Consider the following 15707-nt stretch of genomic DNA (forward strand, 5'->3'; position numbering starts at 1 on the left):
TCAGGTTTAGAGAAGGTTGAAGTATCGTTCTTAAAAAAAGGGAATACCGCTGGAGCTAAGTATTCCCTAAAAAGTAAGTCACCGGTCGGAGGGATTTGACTTACTAGAGGGACAAGCTATCACATCAAGATTAAAGTGCTGCTTTAAAAATCTCCACAACTTGTGCATGGTTTGCTTTACGAGGGTTGGTGAGCATACATGCATCTTTTTGAGCATTATCTGCCATCACCGCAAGGTCTTCAGTTTTTACACCAAGCTCGGTTAAGCCAGATGGAATACCAATCGATGCAGACAGTTTACGAATGGCGTCAATTGCAGCATAGGCAGCTTCCATCACTGTTAACCCGTGAGTTCTTACACCCATTAACTCGGCGATTTTTGCGTAACGATCTGGACAAGCAATTAAGTTAAATTCACATACGTGTGGTAATAAGATTGCGTTACATACGCCGTGAGGTAGGTTATAGAAACCGCCCAACTGGTGCGCCATGGCATGAACATAGCCTAATGACGCGTTGTTAAATGCCATACCAGCCAAATACTGTGCGTAGCTCATTGCATCACGTGCTTCGATATTTTCGCCGTTTGCGACAGCAGGTTGTAGCCACTGGCTAATCATCGTAATTGCTTTTTCTGCACACGCATCGGTAATTGGGTTTGCCGCTGTAGAAACATATGCTTCAACTGCATGGGTTAATGCATCCATACCTGTTGCAGCAGTTAAACCAGCTGGTTTTGCAATCATGAGTTTCGGGTCGTCAATTGCAATGAGTGGGGTACAACGCCAGTCAACAATTGCCATTTTTACATGAGTGTCTGTATTGGTAATAATACAGAAACGAGTCATTTCAGATGCAGTACCAGCCGTTGTATTTACTGCAATCAGTGGTGTCATTGGCACTTTGCTTTTATCAATGCCCTCATAGTCACGAATATGACCACCGCCAGCAGTAACTAGGCCAATACCTTTCGCACAGTCGTGAGATGAACCGCCACCTAAAGACACAATAAAGTCACAGCCATTGTCGTTATAGGCTTTCACGCCATTGTGAACATTAATATCGGTTGGGTTCGGTTCTGCACCCGGGAAAATATGGCTCGAAACGCCTGCTTCAGTTAAATAGTTTGCGATAAGGTCTGCAACGCCAAATTTAAATAAGCCTTCATCGGTCACAATTAATGCTTTTTTTGCGCCGAGGTTTTGTGCCTTCATACCAATTTCTTTAGCACATCCTGGTCCAAAGAGTGATACGCAAGGAATATAAAAACCGTTTGTTTGATCTGCAATATTTTTAAAAGCCATGGAGTGATTCCTTTTTCCATAAATCCATTGTTTGTTATTACAGGTGAGCCTCACCATGGGCTTAGTATTGTGATCTGAAGATTATTTTCCTACCTACCAAAAACCTACCAAATATTACTTGGGATTTAATTATTGATTTTTAATAACTTTATATAAAATTTGGCTCATTCATTTAATTTTTTCGGGAAAATCGTTAAGCTATGGGCTGTTGAAGATGTACATATGAGATTATGAAACAGGAAACTGCGCTTAAACTGCTCAAAGCAGGTGAAAATGTTTTTTTAACCGGTTCGGCTGGTGCAGGGAAAACCTATACACTCAATCAGTACATCCAATATCTAAAAGCACGTAAAGTGCCGGTGGCTATTACGGCGTCTACAGGTATTGCGGCAACGCATATGAACGGCATGACCATTCATACGTGGGCGGGCATCGGTATTAAAGATCAGTTAACTGACGATGACCTAAAACGTATGAAAGAGCGTAAATATCTCAAGGAACACCTTGAAAATGCGCAAGTTCTCGTTATCGATGAAATCTCAATGTTGCATGCAAAGCAGCTCAATCTGGTCAATCAAGTCCTAAAATATTTTAAAGAAAGTGATGAGGCATTTGGTGGCATTCAAGTCATTGTGGCTGGAGATTTCTTCCAGTTACCACCTGTAGGACGTAATGGTGAAGCCAATCGCGACAAGTTTTGTTTTATGTCAGATGCATGGGTCGAAGCCAAATTCCGCGTATGTTATTTAACAGAACAACACCGTCAAGACGATGAAATTCTCAATCAAATTTTAAATGCCATTCGTGCGCAGAATATTCAATCAGATCATTTACACGCACTGCGTCAATCTCGCTCGCATGATATTGGTGAGACCTTTACTCGTCTTTATACGCATAATATGGATGTCGACAATATCAATTATCAGCACTTAAATGAAATTGATAATGAAGGGCATCAATTTAATGCCGTTTTAGATGGTAATGAGAAACTGGTAGAAACTTTAAAATCCTCGGTACGTGCACCAGAAGAACTCACACTGAAAAAGCATGCCAAAGTTATGTTTGTCAAAAACAACTTTGATATGGGATATATCAATGGAAGCTTGGGTGAAGTTATCGGCTTTGAAGAAGATGACGAAAATGGCTTACTGCCGAAAGTAAAACTAACCGATGGCACGACATTGCTCGTTGCCCCTGAAACATGGTCAGTTGAAAATGAAGCAGGCAAAGTGATTGCAAGTTTTCAGCAAATTCCACTTCGTTTAGCGTGGGCGATTACTATTCATAAAAGCCAAGGCATGACTTTGGAAGCTGCAGAAATTAACCTCATGAACACCTTTGAAAAAGGTCAGGGTTATGTTGCGCTTTCGCGCTTAAAATCTTTAACTGGATTAAAGTTATTAGGTATTAATGAACAAGCTTTAGAGTTAGATAGTTTAGCGGTCAAAGCGGATCGCCGTTTCCAAGAGCTTTCAAAAGAAGCCGAAGATAACTTTGCAGATGTAGATTTAACGGCTCAGCATAAAGCCTTTATTCGTCATTGTGGCGGCACCTTAAACGAAACTGAGATTTCTCGTAATGAGAAGAAACTCGCAAAAGGTGGCAAGCAAAATTACGCTACGGCAACGCTAGATGAAACACGTGCATTGTTTGAAGAAGGCTACGAAATTGAAGACATTGCGCATGAACGTGGCCTGACACCAGCGACGATTATTAATCACTTGGCTCGACTTCATAAAGAACAAAAGCTGGATATTTCGGTTGCTCATCCTGGTGAAGAAGTGGTTGAAGAAGTCCGTAAAATTTATAAGAAATTGAAAAAACGTCAGAATCCAGATCATTTTTCTGATGATGGTTCGATCAAACTAAGACCAATTGTTGAAGCAACTAGTCCTCGAATGGGATATGATCAGGTTCGATTAGCTTTATTATTTATTGAATAAAGTTTGATTGGCTTAATTACTTATTACATAAATTGAGGTGGCTATGCCGCACGTAGTAGTCGATTATTCAGAAAACTTAACTGGATTAAACGCAAAACAATTACTTGAAGAAATTAATAGCACACTGATTGAGACAGAGTTATTTAGTCCAGAAGACATTAAAAGCCGTGCACGTAAAGATGATGTTTTCCTAATAGGCTTAGGAGCTGATCAAGCCTATATTCATGTAAAGGCGTATATTTTGTCGGGAAGAACGGCTGAACAAAAACAGCTTATGGGTGAGCAATTATTAGCAGCACTTAGCAACAAAAGATATTTACAACAAGGGTTTAATAAAGAAATTCAATTGTGTGTTGAGCTAATTGACATGCCAAGAGAAGATTATTTTAAGCAAGTTGTATAACTATAAAAAACGCAATTTCGATCAAGAATAGCGATGAGCACTATGTAAAAGTAGTGCTATCGAATGAACAGACATAAATGTATGGCTGTATATACACAAAAGCTGCAACTGGTTTGCGATTATATTCAAAGACATTTAGATGAAGATTTAGATGTTGACCGATTGAGCCAGATTGCGACCTTATCTAAGTTTCATTTTCATCGCATTTTTGCCATTCATATTGGCTTAAATGTAATGAAGTTTATTCAACTTTCTCGTTTAAAGCGGGCCTCTTTTCAACTGGCTTTTGAACCCGATCTCAAGATTATTGAGATTGCATTACAAGCAGGGTTTGACAGTCCCGAGGCATTTACTCGTGCATTTAAGCGTTCATTTGATCAAACTCCTCGGGCTTTTAGAGATAAACCAGACTGGGAATCTTGGCACCAGAAGTTTGTTTTTACACTTCCAAAAAGTGAGCTAAAAATGAATGTAAATATTGTTGAGCGTCCTGCTGAAAAGATTGCCTATCTATCGCATTTAGGAAGTCCAGATAAAGTCTTGGAAACAGCTGCGCGTTTTATTGCTTGGCGTAAAGAAACAGGTTTATCGCCCGTAACCAAGTCTAAAACTTATGGTATTCCTTTTGCTGACCCAGATCAGACACCACCTGACGAGTTTCGATTTGATATTGCAGGTTCAATTGAAAAAGCTGTACCTGAAAATAGTTACGGCGTGCAGACAGGTGAAATTCCTGCGGGGCGCTATGCAACCGTAAGACATTTGGGTAGCCATGACCAGATTAAAGATAGTGTGTATTAAATCTTTAGAAACTGGTTACCTGAGCAACCAGAAGAAGCAGGGGATTATCCAGTTTTCTTTCACTATCACAACTTTGTGCACGAAGTGAACGAGTGCGACCTTGTTACCGACATTTACTTACTTCTAAAGTGAGTCTAATCTGATACAGGCATAGCTTAGGTTATGCCTGTATGTTTAAAAGTTTGATATCTGCGTATTGTTCAATCAGGTTGTCATCTAGCATATGGATATAATCCATAAAGATGCTACTAAAGCTTCCCATGGTTTGCGCTTGATTTGCTGCAAGTTTACCTGCAATTGCAAAATGAACATGAGCTGAAAGAGCAGCAATGGTTGGTGTTGTCACAGCGCTATATGCGCCAATTAACGCACCTAAAGCACAGCCTGTTGCGGTAATTTTAGGTTGTAAAGGACTTCCGCCGTTTACTTGAATCACTGCATCTATTTCATGAGACAGGATATAGTCTGACTCGCCAGAAATAGCGATACAGCTTGCATGTGTTAAGAGAGAAAAAGCTTGTTGATAGGCTTGATCACTACTTAAAGTGCTGTCTACACCTTTAGATTGAACCTGATTGCCTGCAAGCGTACTGATTTCTGAAGCATTACCACGAATAACGCTTGGCTTGAACTGTAAAAGCTCGTCTGTCATTTGGCTACGCCAAGCTAAAATTGGGCCGTAACCAACTGGATCAAGTACCCAAGGAACATTATTAAGCTGTGCTGTTTTGGCAGAAATTTGCATGGCTTGCATTTGCTCTGAAGTAGGTGTGCCCAAATTAATGCTTAAAGCCGATGAAATTTTAGTAAAACTTTCTGCTTCATAAGGATTATCAATCATTGCTGGTGAAGCACCAGAAGCCAGTAACACATTGGCTGTATAGTTGGCTGCAACGCTATTGGTGATGCATTGCACAAGAGGCGTTTGAGCCTGCATGTTTTGCCAAGCTTCAATCACCTGTTCAATGAGGTTTGATGTTGAAGTCATCTGATTATCCTTATAAGCCAGAGATAACGAATTTAACGGGTAAAATAGTGATCTTGATGCTTACATCTTTCGCAAATCAAAGAAACATAATCTGCTGCATCATAATCAACACTTAAATCATTTGAACCACAATGCATACAACGCTTAACCGAGTAAAAGTTTAACCGAGGTTCAATTTTTCGCCATGCTTTCCATACAGGTTGTACAAAAATGTGTTCGTCATAACCTAAAAAGCGGTTAAACAAAATGTGGCTCATTTTACTGTAAGGAATATTGTAAGGGCGTGGCAACATTGAAGTTTCCCACTTTTCAACTAAAGCCCGTTCCCGATATTGCTCTAAAGTTTTCTTTAATAAATTGGTATTAATAAACTTTTCATTACGTGGCTGTAGAGCTTTTTGTTTATAAAGATATTCGAGTGCAGTTTGAATCAAATAATAAATTTGACCAATCGCCAATGAGTCCATTAAACGGTAGCAAAAAGTTTGAAAGTTAGAGCTACCCGCAATTTGAATACCCCATGTTCGGCAGTAGAACTGCGTAAACTGAATAATTTCTTGATAGAGCACTTGAAAAAGGACGTCTTTCACTTCATCGGCACTACGAAATGGAATACCAAGACTTAAGTTTTCATAGAACCAATGACGTAGTTGTTGGGCTACACTAAATAAGCTTGGGTCACTATAGCCATCTAGGCGAATGTTTAAATAAAAGCACTGTGGTTCGTCAGATTGATCCTGTGCATTTAAAATCCCATCTTTATGAAGCTGTTTAATGAGATGATTTTGGAACATCCAGTTGGGTGTAATAGGCTGATATTTTATTTGGTCCCAGTGAATATATTCATCATGCGCAACATCGTCACGTGCATAATCATCGAGCAGGCTAAGCAGAAAAAGTTTATTTAAAAAACTAAGTTGCTCCAGACTACGCTGAGGTTGGTCTTTTGACTTAAACTGGCGTTGTTCTTGTAGGCGGGTTTGCTGTAAAAGTTTCTTTCTTTGTTTAGTGCATTGGTCACAGTGACACGTCATTTTTGTGTCTTTAAATACACGGTGCTGGCAATGACTGCATTCATGAAACTGAATGTCTTGCTCAAATTGTTCGGCATCTACCCAATACATTGAAGCTTGGCAGAGTGGGCAATGGCTACTTTCATCTAGCTGTTTCTGTAGAATTTGTAAGGCCATTTCGCTCCGAACACTTAAATCAATCATGATTGACCTATTATACACAGCCGCATTGCCGATAGCTGAGATTGTATTTTTGTTTGGTGCAAAAATAGAAAACCTAAAATCTTTATTTTGACTTTAGGTTTTCATAAGAGATTAAAAGTTAAGATTAAACAGGGCACGGCAAGCTCTCATCATGTTGTCCAAGTTTTTTAGCATTAATAAGCGCCTGTACTTTTTTACTTGGTAATTTCACTTTACCTAATGCGTCATAAGTATTAACGATAGTTGTTACCTCCTGAGCAGTCATTGAAATACCTTCAGCAGTTAAAAACACGGCAATCACATGATGGTCGAGTCCCGCTGCATCTAGATCATGAATAGCTTTAATATTTTCTAAACGATGTAAATAAGTTTTTAATTCCATAGTAGCTACCTCTTGTTCTGATCGAAATACTTATACTGGTATATTCAATAAGGCAAGAACCATGCCTAAAATGTAAGCAGCTCCTATAAAATGTTAAAAGCGAAAGGAGTTTTATTTTTATTGTATAGATTGATTATATAAACAACGATTATCGTAATTTTGGTCTAATCTGTGCTAATAAAATCAGATTCTAATTTGAAATGTATAAATCAAGTCCCATTAATTTTATTAAGGTAAGCAAACATTGTATGTATGAATGTGTATGATCAAGTTCATAAAATTTGTACTACGGTTTCCGAAAAGTATATAAGGAATAAAGATGAATATTGCGGCACAGCCTCCCGTTCAGGCAGATCAAACAGTTTATTTAAAAGATTATCAAAAACCTTCGTTCTTGGTTGAATCCATTAATCTTGATATTCAAGTCTATGATGATAAAACAATTGTTGATTCAACTTTAGTCATGAAGCGTCAAACTGCTGGAGACTTGGTGCTGTTGGGCCGTGACCTTGAGTTGCAATCTATTCAGCTCAATGGTCAAGAGCTTACTCATGCACAATATTTACTCGATAGTGAGCAACTGGTGATCACTAACGCACCAGATGAAGTCATTTTACAGACTCAAGTGATTATTCATCCGGAAACCAATACTCAGCTTGAAGGCTTATATAAAGCTGGTGATTTGTTTGTTACGCAAAACGAGCCTGAAGGCTTCCGCAAGATTACCTTCTATCCAGACCGTCCAGACGTACTTTCAGTCTTTACTACACGCGTAGAAGCAGACAAAAAATATCCAGTATTACTTGCGAATGGTAACTTGCTTGAAACAGGTGAAGCGGGTGAAAACCGTCACTTTGCAATTTGGCAAGACCCAACTAAAAAACCAAGCTATTTGTTTGCTTGTGTTATTGGTGACTTAGCTGTACTTAAAGATCGTTATACGACTTCGGAAGGGCGTGATGTTGCCTTAGAAATCTATGCTATTGAGAAAGACATTCCAAAATGCCATATCGCAATGGAAGCATTAAAACATTCAATGCGTTGGGATGAAGAACACTACGGCCGTGCGTATGACCTCGACAACTATATGATTGTTGCGGTAAGCCAGTTCAATATGGGTGCAATGGAAAATAAAGGTTTAAATATCTTTAATACTTCATGTGTACTTGCTGATGAAGAATACACAACGGACGCAGCGATTATGCGTGTGCAGTCGGTGATTGCCCATGAGTATTTCCACAATTGGACAGGTAACCGTATTACTTGCCGTGACTGGTTCCAGCTCTGCTTAAAAGAAGGTTTAACGGTATTTCGTGATCAATCTTTCTCGGAAGACTTACAATCTGCTGCGGTTCAACGTATTGATGACGTTGCTGTACTTAAATCACACCAATTTCCTGAAGATGCAGGTCCATTATCGCATCCACCACGTCCAGACCACTTTGTAGAAATTAATAACTTCTATACTGCGACAGTCTATGAAAAAGGTGCGGAAATTAACCGCATGATGTCGACCTTACTTGGTAAAGAAAAATACCGTAAGGGAACAGACGAATACTTCCGCCGTCATGACGGACAAGCCGTAACTGTAGAAGACTGGGTTGCTGCATTATCAGCAGGTTCGGGTGTCGATTTATCTGCATTTTTAACTTGGTATAACCAACCGGGTACACCAAAGCTTGAAGCAAAAGGTGAGTACGATGCAGCAGCACAAACTTATCGTTTAAGCTTTAAACAAAGTCTGAAAGCTCATCCTAAATATCCAAATTTAAAAGCTGTTCCAATTCCTGTGGCTTTAGCGCTATTTAATGCTAAAACAGGCGAGCAATATACATTGCACAGTGATAGTTTATTCGTTAATGATGTTAAAGATGGTGTGTACTTGTTTGATCAAGACGAGGCAACCATTGAATTCACAGGTGTGACTGAACAACCAGTTGTTTCGTTACTTCGTAATTTCTCTGCGCCTGTAAATCTTGTATTTGACTATACCGATGCAGAATTAGCTTTCTTAATTCAGCATGAAACCAATGGTTTTAACCAGTGGCAAGCAACTCAAACCTTGCTTGAGCGTATTTTGTTAGAAGACCATTCTGCCGATGCTTACATTCAAGCTATTCAAAGCACTTTACCTGAACTAGTTGGCCGTGACCCACTTTTAGCATCTCGTTTATTTGATGTACCTAGTGAAGGTTATTTGGGTAGCCGTATTGATCAGGACTATGCACCAGCCGATGTTCATGTAAAACGTGAAGCCTTGCTGAATCGATTAGCACAAGAGTTAGGTTCTTTCTGGAAAGATACATATCTTACGCTTGACCCAGACCTGCAAAAAGAATTTTCTTTAGCGATGGGTGTTCGTGCATTAAAAAATATCATGCTGATGATGATGGCTCGTCAGAGCGATCAAACTGCATTTGAATTGGCTTATGAGCAATATCAAAACACAGGTAACATGTCTGAACGTTTAGGTGCATTACGTGTACTAGTTTGGCAAAATGCGCCTCAAGCGAAGCAAGCACTTACTGATTTTTATAACCGCTTTAAAGATGAAGCATTATCTTTAGACCAATGGTTTATGATTCAGGCAGCCAATCCAAATGCGACAGCAGAAACAATCGAGTATTTAACTCAACATCCTGATTATGACCTAACGACGCCAAACCGTATTCGTGCTGTAAGTGGTGGCTTGTCAAATAACCCTGAAAATACTTGGGGCTTTGGTGTAGCGCACTTTATTAATCTTGCGCAATATCTTGACGAGAAAAATCCAATTTTAGGTTCACGTTTATTACAGGTATTGTCACGCTGGTATACGCTTGCAGAGCCTCAACGTACGCAAGTGCAACAAGCTTTGCAGGCATTACAGCCTAAAGTGAAATCTAAAAACGTTTCTGAGACTTTAAATAGTATGTTAAGCGTTTAATTATTTAACAATACTTAATAAAGGTCTCGTATGAGGCCTTTATTTTGACCATTATTTTGTATTTTTAAACTATAAAGTTTTTTAATTAATATTAAATGTATTATTTAAATATATTAAAAAATAAAATACTTTAATTTTAAGTGAATTATTTGGTTAAAAAATTGATTTATGTGACCAAGTTCAATAAAAATATAAATTGAAATATTTAGTTAAATTTTATGAATAAAAATTGTTTTATTTGGTTTAAGTTTATATAAATCAATTGCTTGAATTAAATTAATATTAACTCTTATCACTGAAAATTAAGTTTTAGTAAAAATATTTTGTTAATTAGAAATTAAAATAATAACAAACTCATGCATTTTAATTATTTTTATGTATGATATTTAAAAATAGGAATAAAAAATAAGCTTTAAAAGAGCAGTCAAATAAAAATGATTGTAAGGATAAGAGTTAATTTTTTTATATCTATTAATTCGACAATTTCATTCAAAAGGTTTTGACCATGAAAAAGACTTTTTTTTATTTATCAGCACTTGCTATAGCATTAATTTCTGTTAATGCAGCAAATGCCGCTACAGCAACGGGGACATTAACTGTTAAGGCGACAGTAACAAATAGTTGTGTCCTTAATACCTCTGCAACAGGTACCACAACAAATGCGGTTTTGGACTTTGGTACTTTAAGTTCTCTGACTAGTAATGTTGATGCAGATACCACAACGACAGGCGGTACAGCAATTAAAGTCCTTTGTAACAACACTGTGCCATGGACTTTGTCATTTGATGGTGGTCAAAATGTTTTATCTACTCAACGACGAATGATCGGTGGGGCAACAAGTAACGAATATATCCCTTATAACTTGTATTCAGATACAGGCCGCGGTACCGCGATTGGAATTGCTACAACAGCTTATAGTGGAACTGGTAGTGGTGCAGTACAAACAGTGAACGTGTATGGTCGTCTTCCTGCTGGTTCAGCTTTGCCAAGCGCTGGTAGCTATGTTGATACAGTAACTGTGACTGTGACTTATTAATTTTTTTAAATCAGTTCTGTTCATTGTTGTCGCTAGCTCTTTTGTAAGAGCTAGCCCTACCTTAATTTGAGAAAAGTTATTCTGGGCAAGTTATGAAAAAAAATATCTTTGTTGCTACTTTATTGTTATTTTTGCCTAGTATGTTAAATGCTGCCTCAATACGTCTTTCTCCTGTGAATGTTGAAATATTGAGTGATCAATCTGCGTCCTCAATTAGTTTATATAATCAGTCGAACGAAAGTGCTGACTTACAAATACGTATATTTGAATGGACTCAGAATGCTGGACAAGATCAATTAATTCCAACAGATGATATTGCAATTAGTCCGCCTTTCTTAAAATTAAAACCGAATGATTCTTATAATTTGCGTGTAGTCCGCATTAAGCCAGAACCAATTTCTGGTGAAAAAACTTATCGTATTATTCTTGATGAATTACCAAAACCCATCGATAGTCGTAAAGCATCTCAAGGTGTAAATGTATTACTTCGCTCATCATTACCTGTATTTGTAGTGAATAAAGATGCGATTACCCAACTGAACTGGAAAATTGATGCGAAGCAAAATGATACTTTCTTGAATATTAGTAATATTGGTAACAGACATGCACTTTTAAATGACTTAATTCTTATAGATAACACAGAGAATAAAAGTTATCCGATTAAAGTAAATACCGTAAATGGTTATATCCTTTCAGGAAAATCAAAAAATTATTCAATTAATAATTTTACATATCAGCCAAATCACAAATACAGTATTTCTCTAACAGTTAATGGTAAAAAAACCACACTTTAAGAGGCTTATATGAAATATATTATAGGTGTCTTATGTGTCGCATATTTTCCAGCACATTTATTTGCTGAACAACTTTTAGATCATACGAACACTACGGTTCCCAGTGTTCCTAAGTCTATAAGTAACAATAATAAATATATGCACGAAAAGACGGATGGACAAGAACAAGAAAATAATTTTACTCAGCTATTTCTAAATATTTCTATTAATTCAAATGCCTCTGAAGACTTGTTTTCTGTAAAACAATCTAAGGATGAAAAACTATATATTCGCTCTGGTGACTTAAAAACGCTAAGAATAAAAATGGATGAGCATATCCCTGACAGCCAATGGGTATGTATTAATGAATTGAAAGGAATCCAGTTTAAGTATCTGGAAAATGAGCAGTCTCTAAACTTACAGGTTCCTGCGAGTATGTTGAGTGATTATTCTGTTGACTTAACTGGTCAACCGACTACAAACACCAACTTACTAAAAATGAAACCTTTAAATGCTGCAATTCTGAATTACAGCATGTATCACACCATTACCAATGATGAGAATATTTTCTCAGGTTCGGCAGAAGGGATTTTTAACAGCGCGCTTGGTAATTTTTCATCAGGTGTTTTATACAACGGTAATAATGAAAATAGTTATAGCCATGAGAAGTGGGTGCGCTTAGAGAGCAAGTGGCAATATGTAGATCCTGAAAAAGTTAGGATATATACCCTAGGTGACTTTATTTCCAACAGTTCTGACTGGGGCAGTAGTGTACGTCTTGCCGGTTTGCAGTGGTCGAGTGCCTATACTCAGCGTGGTGATATTGTTACTTCGGCGCTGCCACAGTTTTCCGGTTCAGCGGCGCTACCTTCTACACTGGACTTATACGTTAACCAGCAAAAGATTTATTCAGGCCTTGTTCCTTCAGGCCCATTTGATGTTAAGCAGCTCCCATTTATTTCAGGAAATGAAGTCACACTGGTAACAACTGATGCAACAGGTCAGCAAACCATTACTAAAAAACCTTACTACTTTTCATCGAAGATTTTGGCAAAAGGTATCAATGAGTTTTCAGTCGATGTTGGGGTTCCGCGTTATAACTACGGACTGTACTCAAACGATTATGATGATGCCACCTTTGCCTCTGGTGCAATTCGTTATGGTTATAGCAACTCACTGACCTTAAGTGGTGGTGCAGAAGCTTCAACAGATGGTCTTTCCAACGTTGGAACAGGCTTTGCCAAGAATCTGTTTGGTGTGGGCGTTATTAATGCCGATATTGCAGCAAGCCAGTATAAAGATGAAAATGGCTATTCGGCTCTGCTTGGTTTAGAAGGGCGAATTAGCAAAAATATTTCGTTTAACACCAGCTACCGCAAAGTATTTGATAACTATTTTGACTTAGCCCGTGTGTCTCAAATTCGATATTTAAAAGATAACCAGATTACTTCTGAGCCACAAAATTATTTGAACTACAGCGCGCTGGCAGACGAGATTATTAGGGCAGGGATTAATTATAACTTCTATCCGGGCTATAGCATTTATGTCGGTTATAACCAGATCAAATACAGTGATAACTCGTATAAGTTACTGTCTGCTAACTTAAGCGGAAGTTTAAACAAGAACTGGGGCTTTTATAGTTCTGCATATAAGGATTATGAAAACCATAAGGACTATGGCATTTACTTTGCACTTCGCTATACACCATCTACCAGAGTTAATGCAATTTCTAGCGTATCTAGTGATAGTGGCAGGCTGAGTTATCGCCAAGAAGTATTTGTTTTATCGGAACCGCAAGTTGGTTCATTTGGATGGGGTGGTTATGTTGAGCGCAATCAGGATACGCATGACAATAATGCATCGGTCTATGGATCTTACCGAGCACGAGCTGCGTACCTGACAGGTCGCTATAACCGAATTGGAGATAATGACCAAGTTGCACTTTCAGCGACAGGATCTTTAGTTGCAGCAGCAGGCCGTATATTTGCGGCCAATGAAATTGGAGATGGTTATGCTGTTGTCACCAATGCTGGACCGCAAAGCCAAATTTTAAATGGTGGGATAAATCTAGGAACAACGGACAAGTCTGGAAGGTTTCTTATACCAAGCCTTATGCCGTATAGAGAGAACCATATTTATTTAGATCCATCATATCTGCCTTTAAATTGGAATGTTAAATCTACAGATCAAAAAACAGTAGTAGGCTATCGCCAAGGGACTTTAGTCGACTTTGGTGCTCATCAGGTTATTTCAGGTTTGGTGAGAGTAGTTGATAAAAACAACTCACCATTATTACCGGGTTATAGCGTTCGAATTAATGAGCAACAAGATGCCGTAGTGGGCTATGACGGTGAAGTATTTATTCCAAACCTATTACAACAAAACAAACTTGAGGTAGATCTTCTTGATCATGGTTCATGCCAAGTTGAATTTACATATAACAGTAATCAGTACTCAACTAAAAAATTGGGACCTTATATATGTCATTAAATATTATGAATAAGGCTCAAATAGAGAGCTATAAAAAAATTTCCTTATCTTTAAAGTACTTTATAGGTATTTGCTTATTTTATCTCGTTTATGCTTTTTTTAGTCCAACACATGCTGCCTGTACGGTAGCTGGAACCACAAATAATACGTTTATTTACACGGCAGCAAATATTAATAGTGATGCAACTGTAAACTTTTCAGGAACAATTAGTTGTACGAATGGAGGACTACTACCTCAAATTTCTCCATTTATGTGTATGAAGACAGTATTTACAGGAGCAACCACTACAAATAATAGCGTATCGTTACCATATACAGTCACTGCAACGGTAGGCGGAGCAGGTTCTTCTACAACCAATCAAACTTCGAATGTTTGGTATGGTCCAGTGGTAACAATCGCTTCAAATAATATTCTTAGTTACTCGGTAAATGTGAAGGTACCTGCGCGAACGGGGTCACTCATTGCATATCCTCAAGGAACCTATACAGCTACGGTTCAACTATTTTGGGATATGGATCTTCTAGCGGCGTTATGTTTAGGAGATGTCATCAGTTGGAGTTCTGGAAATGTAACTTTAACAGCGAACTTTGTGGTACCGACGCTTTGCCAATTAAACTCAACCTCAAATGTCGATTTCGGCAATATTAATGATATTGGTATTACTAAGCGTGACTACACGACTCAAGGTGCTGTAAATACGACATGTAACTCTGGAACGCCATATTCGATTTATTTAGGGGATGGCAATAACCGTATAAGCGGAGGGTTCAGGCGTATGGCCAATAGTAATAATGAGTTTATTCCCTATCAGTTATACAAAGATGCTGCTTATAGTTCGGTGTGGGATGCTACAGGTGGAGTGAATAGCGTTGGGGGAACGGGAGGAGTATCTGGCACTGGAACAGGTAATGCTCAAACCACTACAGTTTATGGAAAAATTCCGCAAGGTACTACGATTGCAAGTAGACCCGGTAGCTACTCTGATAGTGTTGTTGTTACAGTGACTTATTAATTATTTCAGGCACTATTTCTTTAAAAGAGATAGTGTTTTATTAATTATAAGATTTAGTTTTTTTTAATTATTAAGAAGTGATAAGTATGCCATTTATCGGATTTAGTTAAATTATTTATGTATTTATATATACTAAACGTTCAAATATAAAAAAGGGATAATGACGTGAAAAAGATAATTTTAGCAACAATAGTAGGTGTTTTGGGTATGAGTAACTCTTTTGCTGAATGTACCTATAACTTTGATGCAAGTGTACAAGATTTAAAAACTTTAGAAGCATCATTGAATTCCCCTACAGGGTTGCAACGTTATATAGAGCAAGTCTCTAATATAAATGTGAACCGTACCGGGTTTGTCGGAGACCACTTTTCTTGAGAGAATGTCCCGATGAAAAAAGTAAAATACACCCCTGAAATCAGAGATAGAGCGGTT

12 protein-coding genes and 1 pseudogene are annotated in these 15707 nt (G+C 38.0%); 9 read left to right on the forward strand and 4 right to left on the reverse strand.

The window, feature by feature from the left end; genetic code table 11:
• Positions 1-130: 130 nt before the first annotated feature.
• Positions 131-1303: an iron-dependent methanol dehydrogenase gene (mdh, locus tag F985_RS11155; RefSeq protein ID WP_004700961.1), complete on the reverse strand. Its 1173-nt coding sequence runs from the start codon at positions 1301-1303 to the stop codon at positions 131-133.
• 230 nt (positions 1304-1533) lie between these two features.
• Between mdh and F985_RS11160 the strand changes: the two genes are divergently transcribed.
• The 3 genes and pseudogenes from F985_RS11160 to F985_RS0104300 all read left to right on the forward strand — a co-directional run bounded on the left by F985_RS11160 (position 1534) and on the right by F985_RS0104300 (position 4582).
• Positions 1534-3246 carry an AAA family ATPase gene (locus F985_RS11160; protein WP_004700962.1) on the forward strand — a complete coding sequence of 571 codons (1713 nt, stop codon included), beginning with the start codon at positions 1534-1536 and terminating at the stop codon, positions 3244-3246.
• 43 nt (positions 3247-3289) lie between these two features.
• Complete coding sequence (locus F985_RS11165; RefSeq protein WP_004700964.1) at positions 3290-3649, forward strand: 5-carboxymethyl-2-hydroxymuconate Delta-isomerase; 360 nt, start codon at positions 3290-3292, stop codon at positions 3647-3649.
• Positions 3650-3730: 81 nt separating this feature from the next.
• A pseudogene (locus F985_RS0104300) lies at positions 3731-4582 on the forward strand (AraC family transcriptional regulator).
• Positions 4583-4610: 28 nt separating this feature from the next.
• Here F985_RS0104300 and thiM read toward each other — a convergent pair.
• The 3 genes from thiM to F985_RS11180 all read right to left on the reverse strand — a co-directional run bounded on the left by thiM (position 4611) and on the right by F985_RS11180 (position 7037).
• Positions 4611-5438 carry a hydroxyethylthiazole kinase gene (gene thiM / locus F985_RS11170; protein WP_004700968.1) on the reverse strand — a complete coding sequence of 276 codons (828 nt, stop codon included), beginning with the start codon at positions 5436-5438 and terminating at the stop codon, positions 4611-4613.
• Positions 5439-5470: 32 nt separating this feature from the next.
• Positions 5471-6628, reverse strand: coding sequence for a hypothetical protein (locus F985_RS11175; protein ID WP_025469113.1), 1158 nt, complete (start codon positions 6626-6628; stop codon positions 5471-5473).
• A 151-nt stretch (positions 6629-6779) separates the two neighbouring features.
• Positions 6780-7037: a hypothetical protein gene (locus F985_RS11180; protein ID WP_004700972.1), complete on the reverse strand. Its 258-nt coding sequence runs from the start codon at positions 7035-7037 to the stop codon at positions 6780-6782.
• Between the two features lie 319 nt (positions 7038-7356).
• Here F985_RS11180 and pepN point away from each other — a divergent pair, with 319 nt between their 5' ends.
• From pepN to F985_RS25760, 6 genes are all read left to right on the forward strand, one after another.
• Positions 7357-9963: an aminopeptidase N gene (gene pepN, locus F985_RS11185; protein ID WP_004700974.1), complete on the forward strand. Its 2607-nt coding sequence runs from the start codon at positions 7357-7359 to the stop codon at positions 9961-9963.
• Positions 9964-10468: 505 nt separating this feature from the next.
• Positions 10469-10999 (forward strand): Csu type fimbrial protein, encoded by a 531-nt coding sequence (locus F985_RS11190; protein WP_004700976.1) that lies wholly within the window; start codon positions 10469-10471, stop codon positions 10997-10999.
• A 92-nt stretch (positions 11000-11091) separates the two neighbouring features.
• Positions 11092-11793, forward strand: coding sequence for a fimbrial biogenesis chaperone (locus tag F985_RS11195; protein WP_004700979.1), 702 nt, complete (start codon positions 11092-11094; stop codon positions 11791-11793).
• Between the two features lie 9 nt (positions 11794-11802).
• Complete coding sequence (locus tag F985_RS11200; protein WP_004700980.1) at positions 11803-14262, forward strand: fimbria/pilus outer membrane usher protein; 2460 nt, start codon at positions 11803-11805, stop codon at positions 14260-14262.
• Positions 14253-15275 (forward strand): Csu type fimbrial protein, encoded by a 1023-nt coding sequence (locus tag F985_RS11205; RefSeq protein WP_004700982.1) that lies wholly within the window; start codon positions 14253-14255, stop codon positions 15273-15275. Before F985_RS11200 ends, F985_RS11205 begins: the two co-directional genes overlap by 10 nt.
• A gap of 165 nt (positions 15276-15440) precedes the next feature.
• Positions 15441-15650 carry a hypothetical protein gene (locus F985_RS25760; RefSeq protein WP_004700984.1) on the forward strand — a complete coding sequence of 70 codons (210 nt, stop codon included), beginning with the start codon at positions 15441-15443 and terminating at the stop codon, positions 15648-15650.
• Positions 15651-15707: the final 57 nt, after the last annotated feature.

It is taken from the genome of Acinetobacter seifertii, from assembly GCF_000368065.1.
GTDB lineage: Bacteria > Pseudomonadota > Gammaproteobacteria > Pseudomonadales > Moraxellaceae > Acinetobacter > Acinetobacter seifertii.